The 19,576-nt window shown below is 74.5% G+C and carries 13 protein-coding genes; 4 read left to right on the top strand and 9 right to left on the bottom strand.

Annotated elements, in window-relative coordinates:
- The first annotated feature begins 54 nt into the window (after window positions 1-54).
- The 3 genes from ettA to ACWD35_RS07070 are packed head-to-tail and all read left to right on the top strand — an operon-like array spanning window position 55 to window position 2,846.
- Complete coding sequence (ettA, locus tag ACWD35_RS07080) at window positions 55-1,719, top strand: energy-dependent translational throttle protein EttA (protein WP_451350134.1); 1,665 nt, start codon at window positions 55-57, stop codon at window positions 1,717-1,719.
- Window positions 1,720-1,725: 6 nt separating this feature from the next.
- Window positions 1,726-2,157, top strand: coding sequence for an acyl-CoA thioesterase (locus ACWD35_RS07075; RefSeq protein ID WP_451350133.1), 432 nt, complete (start codon window positions 1,726-1,728; stop codon window positions 2,155-2,157).
- A complete protein-coding gene (locus ACWD35_RS07070; protein WP_451350132.1) occupies window positions 2,154-2,846 on the top strand; it encodes a hypothetical protein in 693 nt (230 codons plus the stop codon). The genes ACWD35_RS07075 and ACWD35_RS07070 overlap by 4 nt, the downstream gene beginning before the upstream one ends.
- A 66-nt stretch (window positions 2,847-2,912) precedes the next feature.
- Here ACWD35_RS07070 and ACWD35_RS07065 read toward each other — a convergent pair whose 3' ends face one another.
- The 4 genes from ACWD35_RS07065 to ACWD35_RS07050 form a co-directional block, all read right to left on the bottom strand.
- Complete coding sequence (locus ACWD35_RS07065; protein WP_451350423.1) at window positions 2,913-3,869, bottom strand: ABC transporter ATP-binding protein; 957 nt, start codon at window positions 3,867-3,869, stop codon at window positions 2,913-2,915.
- A gap of 16 nt (window positions 3,870-3,885) precedes the next feature.
- Complete coding sequence (locus tag ACWD35_RS07060) at window positions 3,886-6,618, bottom strand: ABC transporter permease (RefSeq protein ID WP_451350131.1); 2,733 nt, start codon at window positions 6,616-6,618, stop codon at window positions 3,886-3,888.
- Between the two features lies 1 nt (window position 6,619).
- Complete coding sequence (locus ACWD35_RS07055; protein ID WP_451350130.1) at window positions 6,620-9,949, bottom strand: FtsX-like permease family protein; 3,330 nt, start codon at window positions 9,947-9,949, stop codon at window positions 6,620-6,622.
- Window positions 9,950-10,115: 166 nt separating this feature from the next.
- Window positions 10,116-10,520: a globin gene (locus ACWD35_RS07050; RefSeq protein ID WP_451350129.1), complete on the bottom strand. Its 405-nt coding sequence runs from the start codon at window positions 10,518-10,520 to the stop codon at window positions 10,116-10,118.
- A 79-nt stretch (window positions 10,521-10,599) separates the two neighbouring features.
- Here ACWD35_RS07050 and ACWD35_RS07045 point away from each other — a divergent pair, with 79 nt between their 5' ends.
- Window positions 10,600-11,580 (top strand): methyltransferase domain-containing protein, encoded by a 981-nt coding sequence (locus ACWD35_RS07045; RefSeq protein ID WP_451350128.1) that lies wholly within the window; start codon window positions 10,600-10,602, stop codon window positions 11,578-11,580.
- Between the two features lie 22 nt (window positions 11,581-11,602).
- On the opposite strand, the gene ACWD35_RS07040 is transcribed toward ACWD35_RS07045, so the two are convergent.
- The 5 genes from ACWD35_RS07040 to ACWD35_RS07020 form a co-directional block, all read right to left on the bottom strand.
- The gene (locus ACWD35_RS07040) at window positions 11,603-12,982 is read right to left on the bottom strand and encodes an FHA domain-containing protein (protein WP_451350127.1); all 1,380 of its coding nucleotides are present in this window, start codon (window positions 12,980-12,982) and stop codon (window positions 11,603-11,605) included.
- Window positions 12,983-13,054: 72 nt separating this feature from the next.
- On the bottom strand, window positions 13,055-14,386 hold the full coding sequence (locus ACWD35_RS07035; protein ID WP_451350126.1) for a vWA domain-containing protein: 1,332 nt from the start codon (window positions 14,384-14,386) through the stop codon (window positions 13,055-13,057).
- 99 nt (window positions 14,387-14,485) lie between these two features.
- Window positions 14,486-15,793 carry a PP2C family serine/threonine-protein phosphatase gene (locus ACWD35_RS07030; RefSeq protein ID WP_451350125.1) on the bottom strand — a complete coding sequence of 436 codons (1,308 nt, stop codon included), beginning with the start codon at window positions 15,791-15,793 and terminating at the stop codon, window positions 14,486-14,488.
- Window positions 15,794-15,796: 3 nt separating this feature from the next.
- Entirely contained in the window at window positions 15,797-18,283 is a 2,487-nt protein-coding gene (locus ACWD35_RS07025) for a tetratricopeptide repeat protein (protein WP_451350124.1), read from the bottom strand.
- On the bottom strand, window positions 18,280-19,569 hold the full coding sequence (locus ACWD35_RS07020; RefSeq protein ID WP_451350123.1) for a hypothetical protein: 1,290 nt from the start codon (window positions 19,567-19,569) through the stop codon (window positions 18,280-18,282). Before ACWD35_RS07020 ends, ACWD35_RS07025 begins: the two co-directional genes overlap by 4 nt.
- Window positions 19,570-19,576: the final 7 nt, after the last annotated feature.

Genomic DNA, 19,576 nt, shown 5'->3' with positions numbered 1-19,576 from the left:
CAAGATGGGGTGTATCTGCCCACTGCCAGATTTCAAGCTGCCGGACGGTTTCTCTTGGCTGAGTTCATTTACACCATGCGCAAGGCGCGCAAAGCGCACGGCGACAAGGTGATCCTCGACGACGTCACCCTGAGCTTCCTGCCGGGGGCGAAGATCGGTGTCGTCGGCCCGAACGGCGCCGGTAAGTCGACCGTCCTGCAGATCATGGCGGGACTGCAGCAGCCGTCGAACGGTGACGCCTTCATCTCTCCCGGCTACAGCGTCGGCATCCTGCTCCAGGAGCCCCCGCTGAACGAGGAGAAGACGGTCCTCGAGAACGTCGAGGAGGGTGTCGCCGTAATCAAGGGCAAGCTCGACCGGTTCAACGAGATCGCCGAGCAGATGGCGACCGAGTACACCGACGCCCTGATGGAGGAGATGGGCAGGCTCCAGGAGGATCTGGACCACGCCAACGCCTGGGACCTCGACGCCCAGCTCGAGCAGGCCATGGACGCCCTCGGCTGCCCGCCCGGCGACTGGGCCGTCACCAACCTCTCCGGTGGTGAGAAGCGCCGCGTCGCGCTCTGCAAGCTCCTGCTGGAGCAGCCCGACCTGCTGCTCCTCGACGAGCCCACCAACCACCTCGACGCCGAGTCGGTGAACTGGCTGGAACAGCACCTGGCCAAGTACCCGGGCACCGTGGTCGCGATCACCCACGACCGGTACTTCCTGGACAACGTCGCCGAGTGGATCCTCGAGCTGGACCGCGGGCGCGCCTACCCGTACGAGGGCAACTACTCCACGTACCTGGAGACCAAGGCCACCCGTCTCAAGGTCGAGGGCCAGAAGGACGCCAAGCGGCAGAAGCGGCTCAAGGAAGAGCTGGAGTGGGTGCGGTCGAACGCCAAGGGGCGTCAGGCCAAGTCCAAGGCTCGCCTCGCCCGCTACGAGGAGATGGCCGCCGAGGCCGACAAGATGCGGAAGCTGGACTTCGAGGAGATCCAGATCCCGCCGGGCCCGCGCCTGGGCAGCATCGTGGTCGAGGTCAACGACCTGCAGAAGGGCTTCGGCGAGAAGCTCCTCGTGGACGGGCTGTCCTTCACCCTGCCGCGCAACGGCATCGTCGGCGTCATCGGCCCGAACGGCGCCGGCAAGACCACCCTGTTCAAGATGATCCAGGGCCTGGAGAACCCGGACTCCGGTGACATCAAGGTCGGCGAGACCGTCAAGATCTCGTATGTCGACCAGTCCCGCGCCAACATCGACCCGAAGAAGACGCTGTGGGAGGTCGTGTCCGACGGGCTCGACTACATCAACGTCGGCCAGGTCGAGATGCCGTCCCGGGCGTACGTCTCCGCGTTCGGCTTCAAGGGCCCGGACCAGCAGAAGCCGGCCGGCGTGCTCTCCGGTGGTGAGCGCAACCGCCTGAACCTGGCGCTGACCCTGAAGCAGGGCGGCAACCTGCTGCTCCTCGACGAGCCCACCAACGACCTCGACGTCGAGACGCTCTCCAGCCTGGAGAACGCGCTGCTGGAGTTCCCCGGCTGCGCCGTCGTCGTCTCCCACGACCGGTGGTTCCTCGACCGCGTCGCCACGCACATCCTCGCCTACGAGGGCGAGTCCAAGTGGTTCTGGTTCGAGGGCAACTTCGAGTCGTACGAGAAGAACAAGATCGAGCGGCTCGGTCCGGACGCCGCGCGTCCGCACCGCGCCACCTACAAGAAGCTGACCCGGGGCTGATCGGTCTTGCGCCACATCTACCGCTGTCCGCTGCGCTGGTCGGACATGGACGCGTACGGCCATGTCAACAACGCGGTCTTCATCCGCTACCTGGAGGAAGCCCGTATCGACTTCCTGTTCCGCCCGGACAAGGAGTTCAAGCAGGGGTCCGTGGTGGCGCGCCATGAGATCGACTACAAGCGGCAGCTCGTGCACCGGCACCACCCGGTGGACATCGAGCTGTGGGTCACCGAGATCAGGGCCGCGTCCTTCACCATCACCTATGAGGTGAAGGACGAGGACCTGGTCTACGTACGGGCCTCGACGGTGGTCGTGCCGTTCGACTTCGAGACCGAGCGGCCCCGCCGGATCACCGGGGAGGAGCGCGAGTTCCTCCAGGAGTACATGGACGGTGCTGCCGGTGCCGACAAGGCCGACGCGGAGGCCGTCGCGGCATGACCGTGCTGCACCTCGCCGACGAGACGGAGGCGGCGGACCTCGTCGCCTTCCTCTCCCGGCTGCTCCGCTACGACCGTGGAGCGGCGGTGCGCCTCCAGGCGGCCGGCACGGCGCTCGCCGTCTTCGGACGCCCGCCGTCCTTCGAGGTGCTGGCGGTCCGCGCGGTCCGGCTGGCGAAGCCGTACGAGAACGGGCTGGACGTCACGCTGGACGTGACCGTCTCCGCCGGTGAGTTCCTGGAGTCCGTGGACGAGCGCGCGGCCACCGCCGCCGTCCCGGGCGCGGTCACCGGGCCGCCATGGGCGGGCGTGCTGCCGCCGCGCGGCGGCTGGCAGCCCGAGCCGGGGCTGCCCGCGCCGGACGCACTGCGGGCGCTGGTCGCCGCCGCGGTCGCCGAGTTCCGCTCCCGTACGGAGGAGCTGGCGCCGGAGGGCCGTACCCGCGCGGAACTGGACCGGATCGGGCGGGACATCTGGTCCCGGGAGATCGGCGAGACCCGGCTTCCGGTACGGGCCGTGCACGCGGCCCAGTCCCTGGGCTTCCTGCGGCCGGGCGTCGGCCGGGAGGACACCGGGCTCTACTCCTCGGGAGCGTGGCTCAGGCTGCGTACGCCGTACGGGTCCGTCGCCGTACGACGCGCCGGTCTCGGCACACCCGGTCTGGGCGCCCTCGGCGTCAGCGTCCGCTGAGCCCCTGCCCCCTGCCCCCTGCCTTCCCCCTCTTCTCCTTCCCCCTCTTCTCCTTACCCCTCTTCGCTACTTCTCTTCGCTGTCGTCCGGCCACACCCCGATGTGGTCCGGCTCCAGTTCCAGGGCGACACGGTCGCGCATCCCGAGGGCCTGGAGGTAGTCGGCGGGCAGCTGGAGGCGGCCCACGCGGTCGAGCATGGCGTACTCGCGGGCGACCACCGTCTCGTGGCCGGTGGCGGCGTCGACCTCGCTGCGGCGCAGCACCTCGGTGGAGGTGCGGCCGTCGCGGATGGCGACCGTGCGGCGCACCTCGCCGGCCACCGCCTGGTCGTGGGTCACGATGACGATGGTGGTGCCCAGGGTCTCGTTCGCCGTGCGGAACGCGTCGAAGATCTGCGCGGCCGTGTGGGAGTCGAGTTCGCCGGTGGGTTCGTCGGCGAGCAGCACCGAGGGGCTGTTGGCGAGGGCCACCGCGATCGCGACGCGCTGCTGCTGGCCGCCGGACATCTCGTGCGGGCGCCGGTCGCGGCAGTCCGCGACCTCCAGCAACTCCAGGAGTTCCAGGGCGCGTTCGGCGCGGGCGCGGCGGCGCATGCGGGTGCCGGACAGCTGGAGGGGCAGCGCGACGTTCTGGACGGCGGTGAGGTACGGCAGCAGGTTGCGGGAGGTCTGCTGCCAGACGAAGCCGACGACCTCGCGGCGGTAGGCCAGCCGGTCGGCGGCGGTCATGGTGAGCAGATCGCGGCCGGCGACCCGGGCCGCGCCCGCGGTGGGGGTGTCCAGGCCGGCGAGGATGTTCATCAGCGTGGACTTGCCGCTGCCGGACGCGCCCACCAGGGCCATCAGCTCGCCCTCGCGGACGAGGAGATCGAGGCCCTGGAGCGCCTGGACCTCGACGCCGTCCGTGGAGAAGACCCGGACGAGACGGTCGCAGGTGATGAGGGCGTCGTGGCCGTAGGCGGGGCGGTTGCGGGACTCGGCGACCTTGTCGGCGAGGTCGGTGAGGCTCGGGTTGGTGGTCATGAGCGCCTCCAGTGGTTCATCGGACATCCCCCGCCCTCAGCTCCCGTACGGCCCCCCGTCTCCCCGTCCACCACGCCTGCACCCCCGCGATGCCCACCGCCACCACCACGACCGTCACCGCCGGGGCCGTCAGTGACCAGGTGTCGGGGCGCAGTTCGGCCTCGGTCACCGGGGTGCGGGCCGTGGGCAGGGCGATCGTCGTGAGGTCGATGCCGGGGGAGAGGAGCCGGATGACGGCCCAGCCGGTCAGGGTGCCGCCGAGCGCGGCGAGCAGGGCCTGCGGGAGGGACTCCAGGACGAGCAGGCGGCGGCCCTGCGCTCGCGTGAGGCCCATCGTGCGGAGCCGGGCGAGCAGCGCGGCCCGTTCGGGCGCCGCCCGCAGCAGGGCCAGCAGCAGGGCGAGCACGGCGAAACCGGCGCCCGCCGCCACCGCTGCGGTGTACACGTGCTCGGCGCCGGACTGGAGGGGCGAGTCGGCGTACCGGCCCCGCTCCTCGGCGCGGACCCGGACGGTGCCCGCGCCACCCGCCGCGCGACGCAGCCCGGCCGCGTCCACCCGGCCGCCGGTCAGCAGCAGCGCCGTAGGACGGGCGGCATCGGTCCCGAGCCGGCCGCGGTCCACGACGAGGAAGTCGGAGCTCGGCAGGGCAGGGGTGCGCTCCCGGACGGCCGTGATGCGGACGGTGACCGCGCTGCCGTCCTCCAGCCGGACCAGGAACGGCCGCCTGGTGCCGTACGAGGCCGCGACGGACGGGGAGGCGAGGGCGGGCAGCGGGGCGGCAGAGCCCTTATGGCCCCGCAACTCGCCCGCGTCGAAAGCGCCCAGGCCGGTGCGGGCCGCCAGCCGCGCGTACGGGTCAGGGTCCACGCCGACCAGCGGCACCGAGTCCTGCCCGTCCGCCGGTTTCGCCTGGTACGCGATGCTCACCGCCGCCACCCCGTGCACCCCCGGCACGGCCCGCACCCGGCCCGGGGCAGCGGCCGGCAGCGGGCCGTCGGAGTCCACGCGGGCGTCGGCGCCGACGGTGAGCAGGGCCGCCCGGTCCCGGGCCTGGGCCACGCCCGCCAGCACCGAGCCGCCGAACGCGGCCGTGGTCAGCGCGGTCAGCAGGGCCAGCAGCGGCAGCACCGCGGAGACCTGGGTACGGGCCGCGCGGGCCAGCGACAGCTGGCCCACCGCCCCGCGCAGCCGCCCGGCCGGGCGGGCCAGCCGGCGCAGCAGCAGCGGGTAGAGCCGGAGCAGCACCAGGGCCGCCACGACCCCGGACAACACCGGTGCCAGCGCCACCAGTCGACCGCCCGAGGTGCCCTGCCGGCGCAGCGCCGCCACCGCGCCCGCCGCCAGGACCAGCAGCGTCAGCTCGGCGACCGTGCGGCGCCGCGAGGGCCGCCGGGCCGTCACGTCCTCGCGCGGCCCGGTCACCCGGACCGGGCGATGGGCGAGGGCGGCGCGCAGCGGCAGGGCGGCGCAGGCGGTGAGGGTGACGGCCACGGCGGCGGCGACGGCGTACCGGGCGCGGCCGGCGGGCAAAACAAGCAGCGCAACCGCCAGGCCGAGCGCGCCCGCCGGCACGGCGACCACGGCGGTCTCGGCCAGCAGCCGCCCGGCGAGAGCGGGCAGGGAGGAGCCCCGGGCGCGCAGCAGGGCGAGTTCGGTCCGGCGCCGGTCCGCGGCGAGGCCGGCCGCCATGAACAGCACCACGCCGAGCACGGTCGCGGTGCCGGCGGCGGCCACGGCGACCAGCGGGGAGATGCCGGAGCGCAGCCGGGAGAAGGAGCCGAGGGCGTCGTCCAGGCCGCTGTCGACGCCGACACCGGGGTCGATGGCGGCGCGGGCGCGCTGGAGCTTGGGGCCGGACTGCAGCGCGGCGATGGCGGAGTCCAGCCGGTCCAGGTCGTGCGCGCGCAGGTCGGCGAGGTGCGGGGCGAGGAACCAGTAGCGGCCCGGGTCGCCGGCCGTCCCCAGCAGGACGGGGGCCGTGTCCTGCGGCAGCAGGAGCGCGCCGAGCCAGTACCGCACCGGGTCCGGGCCCGGCGTGGGCAGGGTCACCAGGGTCGCGGTGCGCAGCAGCGGGACGGTCGACCAGTAGGCGCCGGCCGGATCGCGCGGGGCGAGGATGCCGGTGACGCGGACGGCGATCGGCGGGCGGGAGATCCCGGGCACGTGGATGACCGAACCCACCTTGATGTGCAGGCGTTCGGCTGTGTCGGCGCTCACGGCGGCCTCCACCCCCGGGACCCACGCGCCGACCCGGCCCGAGGTGCGCGGCAGCCGGCCCTCGCGGACCTGCGCGTGTGCGGCCAGTCCGCTCTGTGCGACCAGGTGGAAACGGGCGGGCAGGCCGCTCGGGCGCGGCAGCCACGGGTCGGGCGCCGCGAGGCTGTTGTTGGTGCCGACGCCGTACGACGACTGCTCCCGGTCCACCGACAGCGCACCGCCGGCCAGGCCGAGCACCCGGTCGAACTGCGGTTCCATCGCGCGGGGCAGCAGGGCCGCGCCCCGCCGGTCCTCCGGCAGGCTGTAGTCGGGCTGGGGTGCCGTCACCCGCACGGTGGTGCGGTCGGGGCGGGCCTGGTGGAGGGTGCGGTGCAGCCCGGCGTCCTCGTACCGGTCGACCGCGCGCGGGAAGGCACCGGCCAGCGCGGCGGCCAGCGCGACGAGCAGCGCGAGCGCGACGGCGGCGCCGGGCGCGGCCCGCAGCCGGGTCCGCACCCAGGGCGCGACCGCAGACGCCGGATGCCGGTTCACGTCACTCACCTCCCTGTTCCCGCAGCGCCCGTACCGGGTCCGCGCGGCGTACGGACAGCAGGGCCGTGACGGCCAGCGGGGTCGCGGCGACGGCCGCGAGCAGCAACACCACCTGCCCGGCCGGGAGTTTGACCAGCAGGTCCGGCACCGGCCGGTCGGCCTCGGCGGTCAGGACGATCAGCGGGAGCACGGCGCGGGCCAGTACGGCGCCCAGGCCGAGGCCCACCGCCAGCGCCAGCCCCACCAGCACGCCCTGTTCGGCGGCGACCGTCCGGGCCAGCCGGCGGCGCGGGACCCCGAGCGCGCGCAGGACCGCGAACTCCGCGGAGCGCGCCCGCAGCGATCCGGCGGTGCCCACGGCGAAGCCGACCGCGGCGAGCGCCGCCGCCACGGCCGCCGCCGCGAACGCGGCCTCGGGGCCGGCACCGAACGGGTCGTCGCGCAGCCCGGCGGCGATCTCGTCGCGTACGACGACCTGCCCCGGGTCCACGTCCGGCAGTGCCCGCACCGCCGCGGCCACCTCTGTCGCGGCGCCCGGCGCGGTGCGCAGCCACCACTCGGTGGGCGTGGCGCCGGTCCCGTACCGGGCCTGCAACACCCGGTTCACGGCGCGCAGGTCGACCAGGACGGCACCGCCGTCGCCGGCGCCGGGGTCGGCCAGCTCGGCGGTCGCGGGCAGGGCCCGTACCGAGCGGACGATCCGCACCGGCAGGTTCTGGCCGGCGATCGTCAGGTCCACCCGCTGCCCGGTGCGGGCGCTCGCCGAGGACAGGAAGCGGTCGGTGGCGACGGCCGTCAGCTCGGGCGGCGCGGGCTGCGTCGCCGTGAGCTGGACGGTGACGGAGGCGACCGTCCAGATGCTCGCGTCCGGCAGCCAGCCGGTGCCGTAGGTGAAGGTCAGCGGCCGGTGCGCGGTGAGCCGGGGGCGGGTGGGACTGGTGGTGGAGTTCGGGACGGCCGCGCCGCCCGCGTGCACGGCGGTGGTCCAGTCGGCCGGGAACGCGACCCGGTGCCGCGTCCCGTCGGCGGAGACGGCCGTCAACTCGTCGAGGGTGAGCCGGTGTTGTTCGGAACGCAGGGCGGGCTGGGACATGTCCAGCCGGAGCCCGGTGAGGGTGAGCGAGCCGAGGGAGCCCGGGAGGGTCACGTCGAGGGCGTGCCGGTGGCCGTCGGCGGGGAGCAGCCCGAAGGGCACGTCGTACGGCACCCCGTAGTGGTCGGTCAGCGTGGCCGTCACGTCGACGGTGGTCCCCGGGCCGGTGGAGCTGTGCAGGTTCGCCGCCAGCCGCAGCCGCGTCGTGCCGGCGGGCACCCGGGCGCCCGCCGGGGCGCCCTTGGCCGCCAGCCCGGACAGTAGCGGCCGTACCGGCACGTCCGCCAGGTCCGGACGCATCAGCACCCCGTCCGCCGCGCGCGCGGTGTCCAGGGCCAGCACGGTCGCGGTGCGGTCGCCGGACAGGGGCTGCGCGGTCCGGACGGCGGGGGCGGCGGCGCGCACGTGCGGCAGGGAGGCGAACTCGTCCGTACGGCCGAGCCCGCCCTCCCCGGCGGCCAGCACCCGCACCGGCACCCCGGCGCGGAAGTCGGCCTGGTCGTCCTGAGAGCGGTTCCAGGAGGCGGCCTGCCCGATCGCGAGCATGCCGAGCGCGACGGCGAGCACGAGCAGCAGCACCGGGCCCGCGCCCCGCGCGGTACGGCGGCTGAACTGCCAGCCGGCCAGCGCCACCGGCAGCCCGCGCCCGGCCGCGGCCCAGCGCTCCGCGAGCCGCGCCACGGGCGGCAGCAGCCGCAGGGTCAGCACCGTCCCGGCGAGCAGCGCCAGCGCGGGCGCGGCCACCAGCAGCGGATCGACCCCGAGGGTTCCCGTCCGGTCGGCGGTCACACCCCCCGACTTCTGCCGCCCCAGCTGCCAGTAGGCCACCGCGGCGATCACCAGCAGCCCGACATCGGCTCCGGCGCGCACGGGTGCGGGGCGACGGCCGGCGGGACGGGGGCGCCGGGAGGTGGCGGAACGGCGTATGGGCAGCCGGAGGGTCCGCCGGGCGCCGTTGCCCCGGGCGGGGTCCGGCCGTCCCCCGTCCGCGCTCGCCACCGCCGGTGCCGTCACCGCCAGCGCGCAGCCCAGGGCCACCGCGGCGGACACCAGCCACACCGTGGGGCGGGCGCCGGCGGGGGTGTTCAGATGGAGGCCGAGCCGGCCGAGCGGGCCGTGTCCGGCCAGCAGGGTGGTGAGCGGGCCGGACAGGAGCGGGGCGCACACGGCGGCCGGGAGCGCGAGGAGCAGGGCCTCGGCCGCGGCGAGGGCCGCGATCCGGGCGCGGGAGGCGCCCCGGGCTCGCAACAGCCGGGTCTCGCCCGCGCGTTCGGCACCCAGCAGCCGGGCCACCAGCAGCAGCGCGTACCCGGCCAGCAGCACGAGCTGCAGCGCGACGATCAGCAACGTGGCGCGCGAGACGAGCAGCGCGCGGTCGATCCGGTCCAGGACGTCCGGGAGCCCGGTCGTCGCCACCGTCGTGCCGCGCAGGGCCTGGTGCGCGCGCAGCGCCGGTCCGGCCTTCCGCGCCGCCGTGCGCAGTTCGCCGATCCGTCCTGTGGTCGTCGTCCCGAAGCCGGCCGACGCGAGCCAGGCCACAGGCCCCACGCTCACCCGCCCGCCGCCGAGCACGGTCGGATCGGCGAGCAGGGGGCCGTACGTCGTGAAGCCGGACTTCTTCGCCCCGCGGCCGAGCAGGTCGTCGAGCCGCCAGTAGGGGGCCGAGACGGAGACGGGGCGGTACAGGCCGGTGATCCGTACGTGCACGGGCGGGCCGTCCAGGCGGTCGGCCAGGGTGAGCCGGTCGCCGGGCGCGAGGCCCAGCTGCCGGGCGGCGGCCTGCGGGAGCGCCACCTCGATCGCGCCGCAGGCGGAGTGGCCCGGGAGCCGGCCGGCGGAGGGCCGTATCTGGGTGGGGTCCAGGGCGGCGAAGTAGGTGAGATCGGGGTCGCCCGCGCGCGCCGCCAGCGGCTGCAGGGAGCGGGGCAGGGCGTACGGGCCCGAGCGGCGCAGGGTGCGCACGGTCACCGGCAGTCCGTCGAAGACCTTGCGGCTGCCCTCGCGTACGGCCTTGTCGGCGGCGGCACGCTCCTGGGGCGGCACGTCCGCCTTGACGATCAGCGCGGTGTCGGCCGCGTTGCGCGGGTCCCGCAGCACATGGCGCAGCGCCGCGTCACCGAGTGCGCCCGAGTAGGCCGTGAGCGTCGCCAGCACGACGGCGGTGAGCAGCACCGTGAGCAGTGCGGCACCGAGCAGCGGGCGGTGCGCCCGTGCGCGTAAGACGACGAACCCCGTCACGCTGCCCCCGTGTTCGTCCGGTACTTCCGGAGTTTCGGGCGATGGTGGCAGAGGAATCCGCCCACGGGTAAGCGGTCGTCAGCAGGTCTATACCGGATCGTGACCGGATTTCGGCGAGCTGTGACCGGAATCCGACGTTCAGCGGGCGCCCTTCAGCGGGCGCGGCTCACTCGGGGGTGTTCACCATCGAAGCGGCGGCGTACGACAGGTAGTTCCACAGCGTGTGCTCGTGCTCCTCGGACAGCCCGAGCTCCTCGACGGCCACCCGCATGTGCTTCAGCCACGCGTCGTGCGCGGCCCGGTCCACGGTGAACGGGGCGTGCCGCATGCGCAGCCTCGGGTGGCCGCGGTTCTCGCTGTACGTCGTGGGGCCGCCCCAGTACTGCATGAGGAACAGGGCCATCCGCTCCTCGGCCGGGCCCAGGTCCTCCTCCGGGTACATCGGCCGCAGAAGCGGATCCCCGGCGACACCCTCGTAGAAACGGTGGACGAGACGGCGGAAGGTCTCCTCCCCGCCGACCTGCTCGTAGAAGGTCTGCTCCTGAAGCGTCCCACGCCGAATCTCATTCACGGCTCCATCGTCTCAGACGGAGTGACCTAGGACTCAAGGCCGAGGACTACCGGTACCGAAGCGCCCCTACTGTGGGCATATGCGTGCCTACGACACCGGGATCGACCGTCTCGCCGCCGAGGCGCGGGCCGCGCTGGTGCGGGAGATCGACGCCGAGGGGGTCTGGGCCGCCGACCCGGTGTGGCGGGAGGCGTTCGCGGCGGTGCCCCGGCATCTGTTCGTGCCGTACTACTACGACGTGGGGGCCGGGGGCGGCCACGAGCGCCGCTGGGGCGAGAGTCCGGAGCGGGCGGCCCGGGAGCGCTGGGTGCGCGGCGCCTATGCCGACGTCCCGCTGGCCACCCGGCTGCGCGACGGCGAGCTGCTCTCCTCCAGCAGCCGGCCCTCGCTGATGGCGCGGATACTGGCCGAGCTGCGGGTCGAGGACGGCCACCGGGTGCTGGAGGTGGGCGCCGGCACCGGCTACAACGCGGCCCTGCTCTGCCACCGCCTAGGCGACGACGGCCTGGTCACCACGGTCGACCTGGAGCCGGAGTTCACCGAGTCGGCCCGCCGGCACCTGGCCGAGGCCGGACACGGCCCGCTCGTCGTCACCGGCGACGGGGCGCGCGGGGTGCCCGAACGCGCTCCCTTCGACCGGATCATCGCGACCTGCGAGCTGCGCACGGTGCCGCGCGCCTGGCTCGCCCAGTGCCGCCCCGGCGCCCGCGTGCTGACCCCGCTCGCCACGGGCCTGGTCGTCCTGACCGTCCCGGACCCCGGGCACGCCGAGGGCCGTTTCCTGGACCTGCCCGCCCATTTCGTGCCGCTGCGCGGCACGGGCCGGGCGGGCCCCGGCGCGGTGTCCCTGCGCGGGCTGCCCCGCCGGGCGCGTGGGCAGGAGCCGTTGCGCTTCCTGCTGGCGCTGGCCCGGGGCGCCCTCGAAGCGCGGGAAGCCCTCGCGTTGTGGGAGCGCGAGGGCAGACCGGACCGCGAGCGTTACGGCGTCACGGTCGACGGCGAACGCGCGTGGGCCTGGCTGGACGATCCGGAGGGGCCGTACGTCTGGCCCCTCCCGTGACCGTCCGCACAGAACCGCGTGCTCAGCCGCGGCGGATCGTGATCGTCGTCCAGGCGCCCACGTGCACCCGGTCGCCGTCCCGCAGCGGCACCGGCACGAACGGCTGGATCGGCTCGTCCGAGCCGTTGACCGTGGTGCCGTTGGTCGAGTTCTGGTCGACGACCGCCCAGCCGCCGTCGGGCTGCTGGACCAGCACCGCGTGCTGGTGCGAGACGCCCGGGTCCTCCGGCGGCACCGACAGGTCGATGTCGGGGGTGTCGCCGGTGGAGTGGCGGCGGCGGCCGATGGTGACCTGGTTCCCGCTGAGCGTGCGCTGCTGCTCGGGCGAGTACGCGGGCAGGTTGAGGCCCGCGGCCTCGGGACCCGAGCGCTGCATCATCGCCATGAAGTAGTCGCGGTCCGGGCCGATCGTCGCGATCCAGGTGGCCGGGCCCTGCGGAGCCTGCGGGAAGCCGGGGGCGGGCGGAGCCTGCGTGCCCCCGGGCGGCGGGTAGCCGTAGCCGCCGCCGGGCGCACCGGGACCGCCAGGCATGCCAGGACCGCCGGGGCCGCCAGGGCCGGCCGACGACGGCGGGGAGATCACCCAGTCGTCGCCACCGCCACCGAAGGGCGGACCGCCGGTCGGCGGACGGCCGCTCTCCTGCGGGAATGCGGGCGGCGCGGGCGGCCCGGACGGCTGGAACGCCTGCGGGCCGCCGCCGGGCGGCGGAGGCGGAGTCGGCCCGGGCGGCGGCGGAACCGGACGCGAGGGGTCGCCGCCGAAGGCGGAGGGGCCGGGAGGGCCGGGAGGCGCGGACGGGCCGGGCACACCAGGACCCCCGGGCGCGCCGGGACCCTGCCCCGGAGCGCCGGGGAAGCCGGAGGGCGGACCGGCCGGCGGCCGGGCACCGAAGGCGGACGGGCCCGAGGGGCCGGCCGAGGTGGGCGGCGGGCCGGCCGGGCGCTGGCCGCCGAACGGCATCGGGCCCGAGGGCTCGCTGCCGAAGGACGGGATCGGCTCGGCGGGCCGGTTCACCTGCGAGGGCCGCGAGCCCTGGTACTCGTACCCGTCACCGCCGCCGTAGGTCGCGCTCGGCGGCTCGAAGCGGGGCTGCGGCGGGCGCGGTGCGGCCGGGGTGTACGAGGTGGCCGTGTTGGTGAGGAAGTTCCACCGGCACTCCTCGCAGAAGGGCGCGCCGCCCTCACGGGGCGTACGGCACTGCGGGCACAGCTCCGGCTCGTGCGCGGGCCCGCCACCCGGCGGGCGTCCGCCGGGCTGGGCGCCCTGCGGCGGGAAGCCGTAGCCGCCGGCGGCCGGGGGCGGCGGCGGAGGGGGCGGAGGTACGGCACCGGCCATGCGGTGACCGCAGACCTCGCACCAGTCGTCGGAACCCGACTGGTGTCCGTTCGGGCAGGTCGGCATGTCGGCGCTTCCCCTTCTCCTTCTCCGGATGTCCTTCTCGGTGTCGTGCTGGTCCTGCTGAGCCCTACTGGCTTACTTCTTTACACGAACAGTCTTTGTGGACCGGGTGTCGAGGGTCATTTCGTCGGCCTCGGCAACCTTCGTCTTCAACCGCACAGTACCTGTCGCGGCGTCGACAACGTCCACCACCTTCGCAAGCAGTTTCGCAGTATCCGCGTTCCCCGAGGCGCTCGCGAGCTGAACAGCGCGCCCCAGTTTCGCCGTTGCGCCATCGAAATCGCCCGCTTTGCGCAGATCGAGCCCTTGCCGGATGGCTTGCGCCAGTTCGGCCTGCCCGGTGTAGTGGGCGACCTGGGGGCTGATCGCGGTCGAGGCCACCATGTCGTCGGTCCACACGGCCCGTACGAGGCCCTGGGCGCCCAAGTTCTGGACGCTGCCGTCCGGTTGCGGCACGACCAGGGAGACCCGGGCGGCCAGCATCTCCTGGCCGAGTCCGGCCGTGGGCACCTCGACGCAGATGTGGTAGTCCCGGGACTCGTCCCCCCAGGACCCGGTGGGGTAGTCCCCGGCGCGCGGGCCGGCTTCGGTGCGGCGGTCGGTCAACTCCTCGACCGTGGGCGCCACTTGCTTGACGAACCGGATCGTCGTGCCGACCGGGGTCCACACGCGCAGGGCGACGTCCGCGACCTCCTTGCCCATCGCCGTCTCCATCATCCGGGTGAAGTCGGCGGCGAGACCGGCCGGGTCGGCGACGATGTCGGCGCTGCCGAGCAGGGCCGAGGCGATCCCTGTGACTTCTTTCACTTCCCAGTCGGTGCCCACACCGCGCGCGTCACAGGTGAACCGTCCGGCGCAGGCGTCGAGCGCCGCGCGCAGGTCCTCCGGGGACTCGTGCTCGTTGCGGCCGTCGGTGAGCAGGATGCCGTGCCGGATGGTGACGTCCGCCGAGGACAGCAGCCGGTCGGCGAGCCGCAGCCAGGTGCCGATGGCCGTACCGCCGCCCGCGCTGAGCCTGCGCAGCGCGTCCTTGGCCTGCCGGCGCGTCGTGGCGTCGGCGACGGCCAGCCGCCCGCCGCCCGGGTACACCTCCGTGGCGACGTGCGTGCCGCCGATCACCGCGAAGTGGACGCCGTCGCGCAGCGTGTCGATCGCGGCGGCCGTGGCGTCACGGGCGTTGCGCATCTTGACCGGCGGGTAGTCCATCGAACCCGAGCAGTCGACCATGAGCGCCACCGCCGCGGACGGGCCGTACCCGGTCGCGCCGGCCGCGCTCCCGATCGTGCCGCCGCCGGTCGACGTCACCGTGACGATCGCGTTGACCTCGCGACCGCCCTCCGGCAGGTACTCGTTCTGGTACACGTCCATGGAGAACGCGGGCGCGCTCGACTTGGAGAAATTGGCCATGCTGACTCTGATCCCCCTCTGAACCCACGGGTCTTGTGGGTGACGACTGTATGCGGACCGGTCCCCTCCGGTCCTGTGAGGCTCCCCGTCGTACCGGCCTCAGGCCGATCCTGCCCCCTGAGACGGTGCCGGGAACGGCAGGACGGCCACTGTTACGTTGTCGTGGCCCCCGCCGTCCAGGGCGTGGCCGACGAGGACGCGGGCGCTGTGCAGCGGGCGCTCGGCGGCGTCCGCGGGCACGACCTCGGACATCTCCTCGGCCGTCTCCGCGTAGTTCCACAGCCCGTCGGTGCACACCACCACGACACCAGGCCGGTCCGGCTTGAAGGAAGCGGTGTGCGGCTCCAGTTCGTAGGCGTCCGCGCCGAGCCAGCCGGTGATCGCGTGGGCGCGCTCGTCGGCGTAGGCCTCGGCCTCGCTCATCAGCCCGGCGGCGACCATCTGCGCGGCCCAGGAGTCGTCCTCGGTGAGCCGGGCCGGGGGCGCCGAGCGGTCCGCGGGCACCCAGTAGGCGCGGCTGTCGCCGACCCAGCCGACCACCAGCAGCCCGGCGGTGACCACCGCGCCGACGATGGTGCAGGCCGGGGCGTTGGTGTGCGGGCTGTGCTCGCGGGCCGAAGCGGGCTCCCCGGCCAGCGCGTTGACGGCCTGCGCGGCGGCGACGATCGCCTCGTGCATCGCCGTCTGCGGGTGCGTGCCGCGCGGCAGGGCGGCCAGCAGGATGTCACCGGCCGTCTTCGAGGCGGCCGTCGACGCCTCGTCGGGGCGGGTCGCCGAGGACACGCCGTCGCAGACGATCGCGAGGGCCGCCGGGGTGCCGTCGGGCAGCGCGGTGTGGCCGACGGAGAAGGCGTCCTCGTTGCGGTGGTGGCGCAGACCGCGGTCGCTGACGGCGGCCACCGGGCCCGACTCCCGCTCCACGTGGTCGCGTTCGCGGGGCTGGGCGTGCCCGCAGTTCTCGCAGTAGCCGTCGTCGTCCACCCGGCCCGCCCGGCAGGCCACGCACACCCGCGCCGCCTCGGCGGGGGCGGCGGCAGCGGGGTCCGCCACGCGCGGGTCGGGCGCCTGGCGCGGGTCCGGTGCCTGCAACGGGTACTCGTCGGGCTGCTCCTGCGGCACCCGGTCGAAGCGCACCCCGGAGGCCGGGGGCTCCTCCGCGCCGGGCAGGTCGGCCGGCAGATGCGCCGCGGGCGGCGCGCCGGAGCCGGCCGGCTCGGGGGCGGGCCAGTCCACGCCGTCCCCGGCGGCGGCCGGGCCGGACAGGGTGAGCGTCGGGTGGTCCGGCGACGAGGCGGGCACCACCGAGAGGTCGTGTCCGCACGCGCCGCAGAACAGGTCACCCGACTCGATCGGCTCCGCGCAGCTCGGGCACTCGGACAGTGCGGCCTGCTGGGGCATCTGCGACATCAACTACACCCACGTCCGGGGGCGGTAACGGTTGGCCCGTTCCACCAGTTCGATCCTCTCCTCGCCACCGCGCGCCAGCCGGGCGAGCGTGCGGTAGGAGCGCTCCAGTCCGAAGCGCAGGCCCCGCTCGTCCAGGCCGCTGCCCAGCAGCACCCGTCCGCCGGCGATGGCGGTCGGGGCGGTGCCCTGGCCTTCGGAGAGTATCCAGTCCAGCGCGCAGCCGAGGACTTCCACCGACAACTGCTCGCGCCGGGCCGGGTCCAGACCGTACGCGTCCAGCGCCTCCACCTGCCCGGCGGCGGCCGTCAGGTCCTCCACGAACGGTACGTCGCCCGCGGTCGCCGTGCGCTGCCGCAGCCGCCCGCGTACGGCGGCCACCCGCGCTGCCGTGTAGTGGATGGAGGACTCCGGCACCGACTCCAGCGTCCGTACGGCGCTGCGCCGGTCCCCGGCCGCGAGCTGCACCCGGGCCAGGCCGAACGCGGCACTCACATAGCTCGGGTCGGTCGCCCACACCAGGTGGTAGTACTCGGCGGCGTTGTCCAGCTGGCCCAGCACCTCGGCGCACAGGCCCAGCGCCAGCTTCGGCGCGGCCTCGCCGGGGAAGGCGTCGTAGATCGCGTCGAAGGAGAGCGCGGCGCCCTCGAAGTCGCCGGTGACCAGGGCGGCCACGCCCCGGTACCACACCACCCGCCAGTCGTCGGGCCGTTCGTCCTCCAGCTTGGCCAGGGACATCAGCGCGGCCTGGTGGTCGCCGCTCTCCAGCCGGGCGCGGACCTGCCGCAGCCGGGTCTCCACGGTCTGCTTCGGCGCCGCGTCCAGCGCGGAGATCAGCTCGGCCGGCGCGGAGGCCGAAAGGCCCGCCAGGAACCCGGCGTTGGCATCGCCCGGGTCGACCAGCGGCACCGGCAGCGCCAGCGCGGCGGCCGGGGTGACGACGGGCCGGACGAGGGAGGCCGGGGGCAGCGCGGGCAGCGGGCTCGTGGCGCCGTTCCTGCGCACCGCCCGCGCGCCCAGCCGCGACACGTCCCCGTCCATTCTGGGGAACAACTCCGTGTCCGTGACCTTGACTTCGGGTCCGAACAGGGTCGACAGCGCGGGCCGCGCGTGCCCGGTCTGCAGCGAGACGACCTCGCGCAGCACACCGGTCAGCTGCTCGGCCATCTCCTGCGCGGAGGCGAACCGGCGGGCCGGGTCGGGGTCGGTGGCGCGGACCAGGAGCCGGTAGAAGGACTCGTAGCGGCGGAAGACCTCGATGTTGTCCGGGTCGGGCAGGGAGTCCGCGAAGACGTTCGTGTAGCCCTGGAAGTCGAAGGTGAGCACGGCCAGGGTGCGGGCCACCGTGAACAGGTCGCTCGCCACGGACGGGCCGACCTCGGCGACCTCGGGCGCCTGGTAGCCGACCGTGCCGTAGATGGCCGACTCGTCGTCGTCCATCCGGCGGACCGCGCCCATGTCGATCAGCTTGAGCTGGTCCTCGCTCTGGATGGCGTTGTCGACCTTGAAGTCGCAGTACAGCAGGTTGCGGCTGTGCAGATGGCCGAGCGCCTCCAGCGCCTCGATGCCGTACGCGCACGCCTGCTCCACCGGCAGCGGATCCCGGCGGCCGTCCGGGGTGCGCCGGGCGTTGGCGATCTCCTTCAGCGACTTGCCGCCGACGTACTCCATCACTATGTAGCCGTCGAGGGAGCCGGTGCGCTGGTCGAGGTGCTCCACGAAGTTGTAGATCCGCACGATGTTGGCGTGCTCGATCTCCGCGAGGAAGCGCCGTTCGGAGATCGCGGCGGCCATCGCGTCCTGGTCGCCGGTGTCCAGCAGGCCCTTGAGCACCACCCAGCGGTCGGACACGGCCCGGTCCACGGCGAGGTAGATCCAGCCGAGCCCGCCGTGCGCGAGACAGCCCACGACCTCGTACTGGCCGTGCACGACGTCCCCGGCCCGCAGCTTGGGCACGAACGAGTACGGGTGCCCGCACTTGGTGCAGAAGCCCTCCGTGCGCCCCGGCCGCTCACCGCGCGAACGCCCCACCGGCGCACCGCAGTCCGAGCGCGAGCAGAATCGCTTCCGCTCGGGCACCTCGGGGTTCTCCAGCACCATTGCGCGCGGATCGGGCCGCGGCACCTGCGGCACCGAGACCAGACCGGCACCGAGCCGCCCCCGGGACGACGCACCGGAGGAGGAGCCGGAGCTGCGCACCGACACCGAGCGGCCGGTGGACGCGCCGGACAGCGAGCGGGACAGCCGCCCCGACACCGAGCGCCGCGACTTCGACGACTGCGACGAGGTACGCGAACTGCTGCGCGAGCTGGAGTGCGAACCGCCGCTCTGCGACGAGCCCCTGGTCAGACCGGTGGGCGGCGAGCCGACCATGCCGTTCGCGGACACGACCGGGGCCAGACCGCAGGTGTCGCAGTACAGCTCACCGCCGCCCACGTCCTCGTACGACCCGCCGCAGCCCGGCCGCTGGCACGTCTGCTGTGCCTGACTCATGACGACTCACTCCTACGATCCTGAGGTCCGCCCTGTCCGGGGATCCTCGGTGTGCCGAGCGTCTCGGCCGCCGCCTGCTGGTAGCGCAGGACGGCCTGTTCGGCGACGCGCAGGTCGCACGGCGCGCTCCACAGCATGCGCCGGGCCGCGTCGTACCGCTCCACCAGCAGCGGGTCCTCGGCGAGCCCGTGCCGGGCGACCTTCGCCTTGTACGCGTCCAGGCGACCGCGCAGCTCGGCTCGGACCGCGAGCGGCGCGGTGACCGCAGTCAACGACTCGCGGGCGCGCAGCAGTTCGTCCTCCGCCTTCTCCTCCAGGGACTCCAGGAGCGGGGAGAGCCGGTGCCACTGCGCCTGCCGGCGGTACTCGGCCGCCGTCGCCAGCTGCTCCTGGAGCACGGTCGGCGGCCCGCTGACCACCGGCACCTCGGTCGCGGCGATCTTCGCCAGCACCTCCCCGCGCGCGGTGCGCGCCTCGGCGAGGGTGCGGTCCGCGCGGGAGAGCACGTCCCGCAGCCGGATCAGCCGCGCCTCCGCGTCCTGCCGGACGGTCAGCACGGCGTCGATCTCCCGCCGCACCTCCTCCAGGGCGCGCGCCTCACGGTCGTACACCGTGGTGTCCGGCCGGCCGCCGCCGGGCGCCGAACTGCCCTCGGCGGGCACCCAGAAGGCGAGCGGGTCGGAGACGACGTCCTCCCGCAGCCTGGTCAGTATCCGGGTGATGCGCTCCAGGTCGTCGCCGGAGGGGTGCTCGCCGGGGCGTACGCCGACGGAGTGCGCGAGCTTGCGGGTGCGCTGGAGTTCCGCGGCGAGTAAATCGATCCGGGCGGGCAGCGCCGACCAGACGGCGTCGGCGGTGACGACCATGTCGAGGCTCGTCGCGTACAGCTCGTTCATCCGGTCCACGAGGGCGGACAGCGAGAAACGCTCGCTGAGCCGGCCCGCACCGGGCACGGTGACGGACTCGCCGCGCAGCAGCTCGGTCAGCTCCACCAGGTCCTCGCGGCTGGACCAGCGGCGCCGGGCGCGGATCTCCCGGGCGCCGCGCAGCGCCGCCGCGTACGCCTCGAAGTAGGCCCACAGCAGCGTGACCGACGCCTCCGTCGCCGACCAGCGCTCCTGGGTGACGCCGGTCAGCCGGGCGCCTTCGAGGAGCCTGCGGCCCGCGTGGTCCTGCAGGGCGAACAGCGAGGTCTCGATCGCCTCGTGCTCGGCGCCGAGCCGCGCCAGCGCACGGTCCACCTCGTCCCGGTCCATCACCGGCCCGGCGGGGTCCGTGACGCCCATCGATCAC

The organism is Streptomyces sp. NPDC002671, from assembly GCF_053592475.1.
This window is presented reverse-complemented; position numbering and strand designations above follow the sequence as displayed.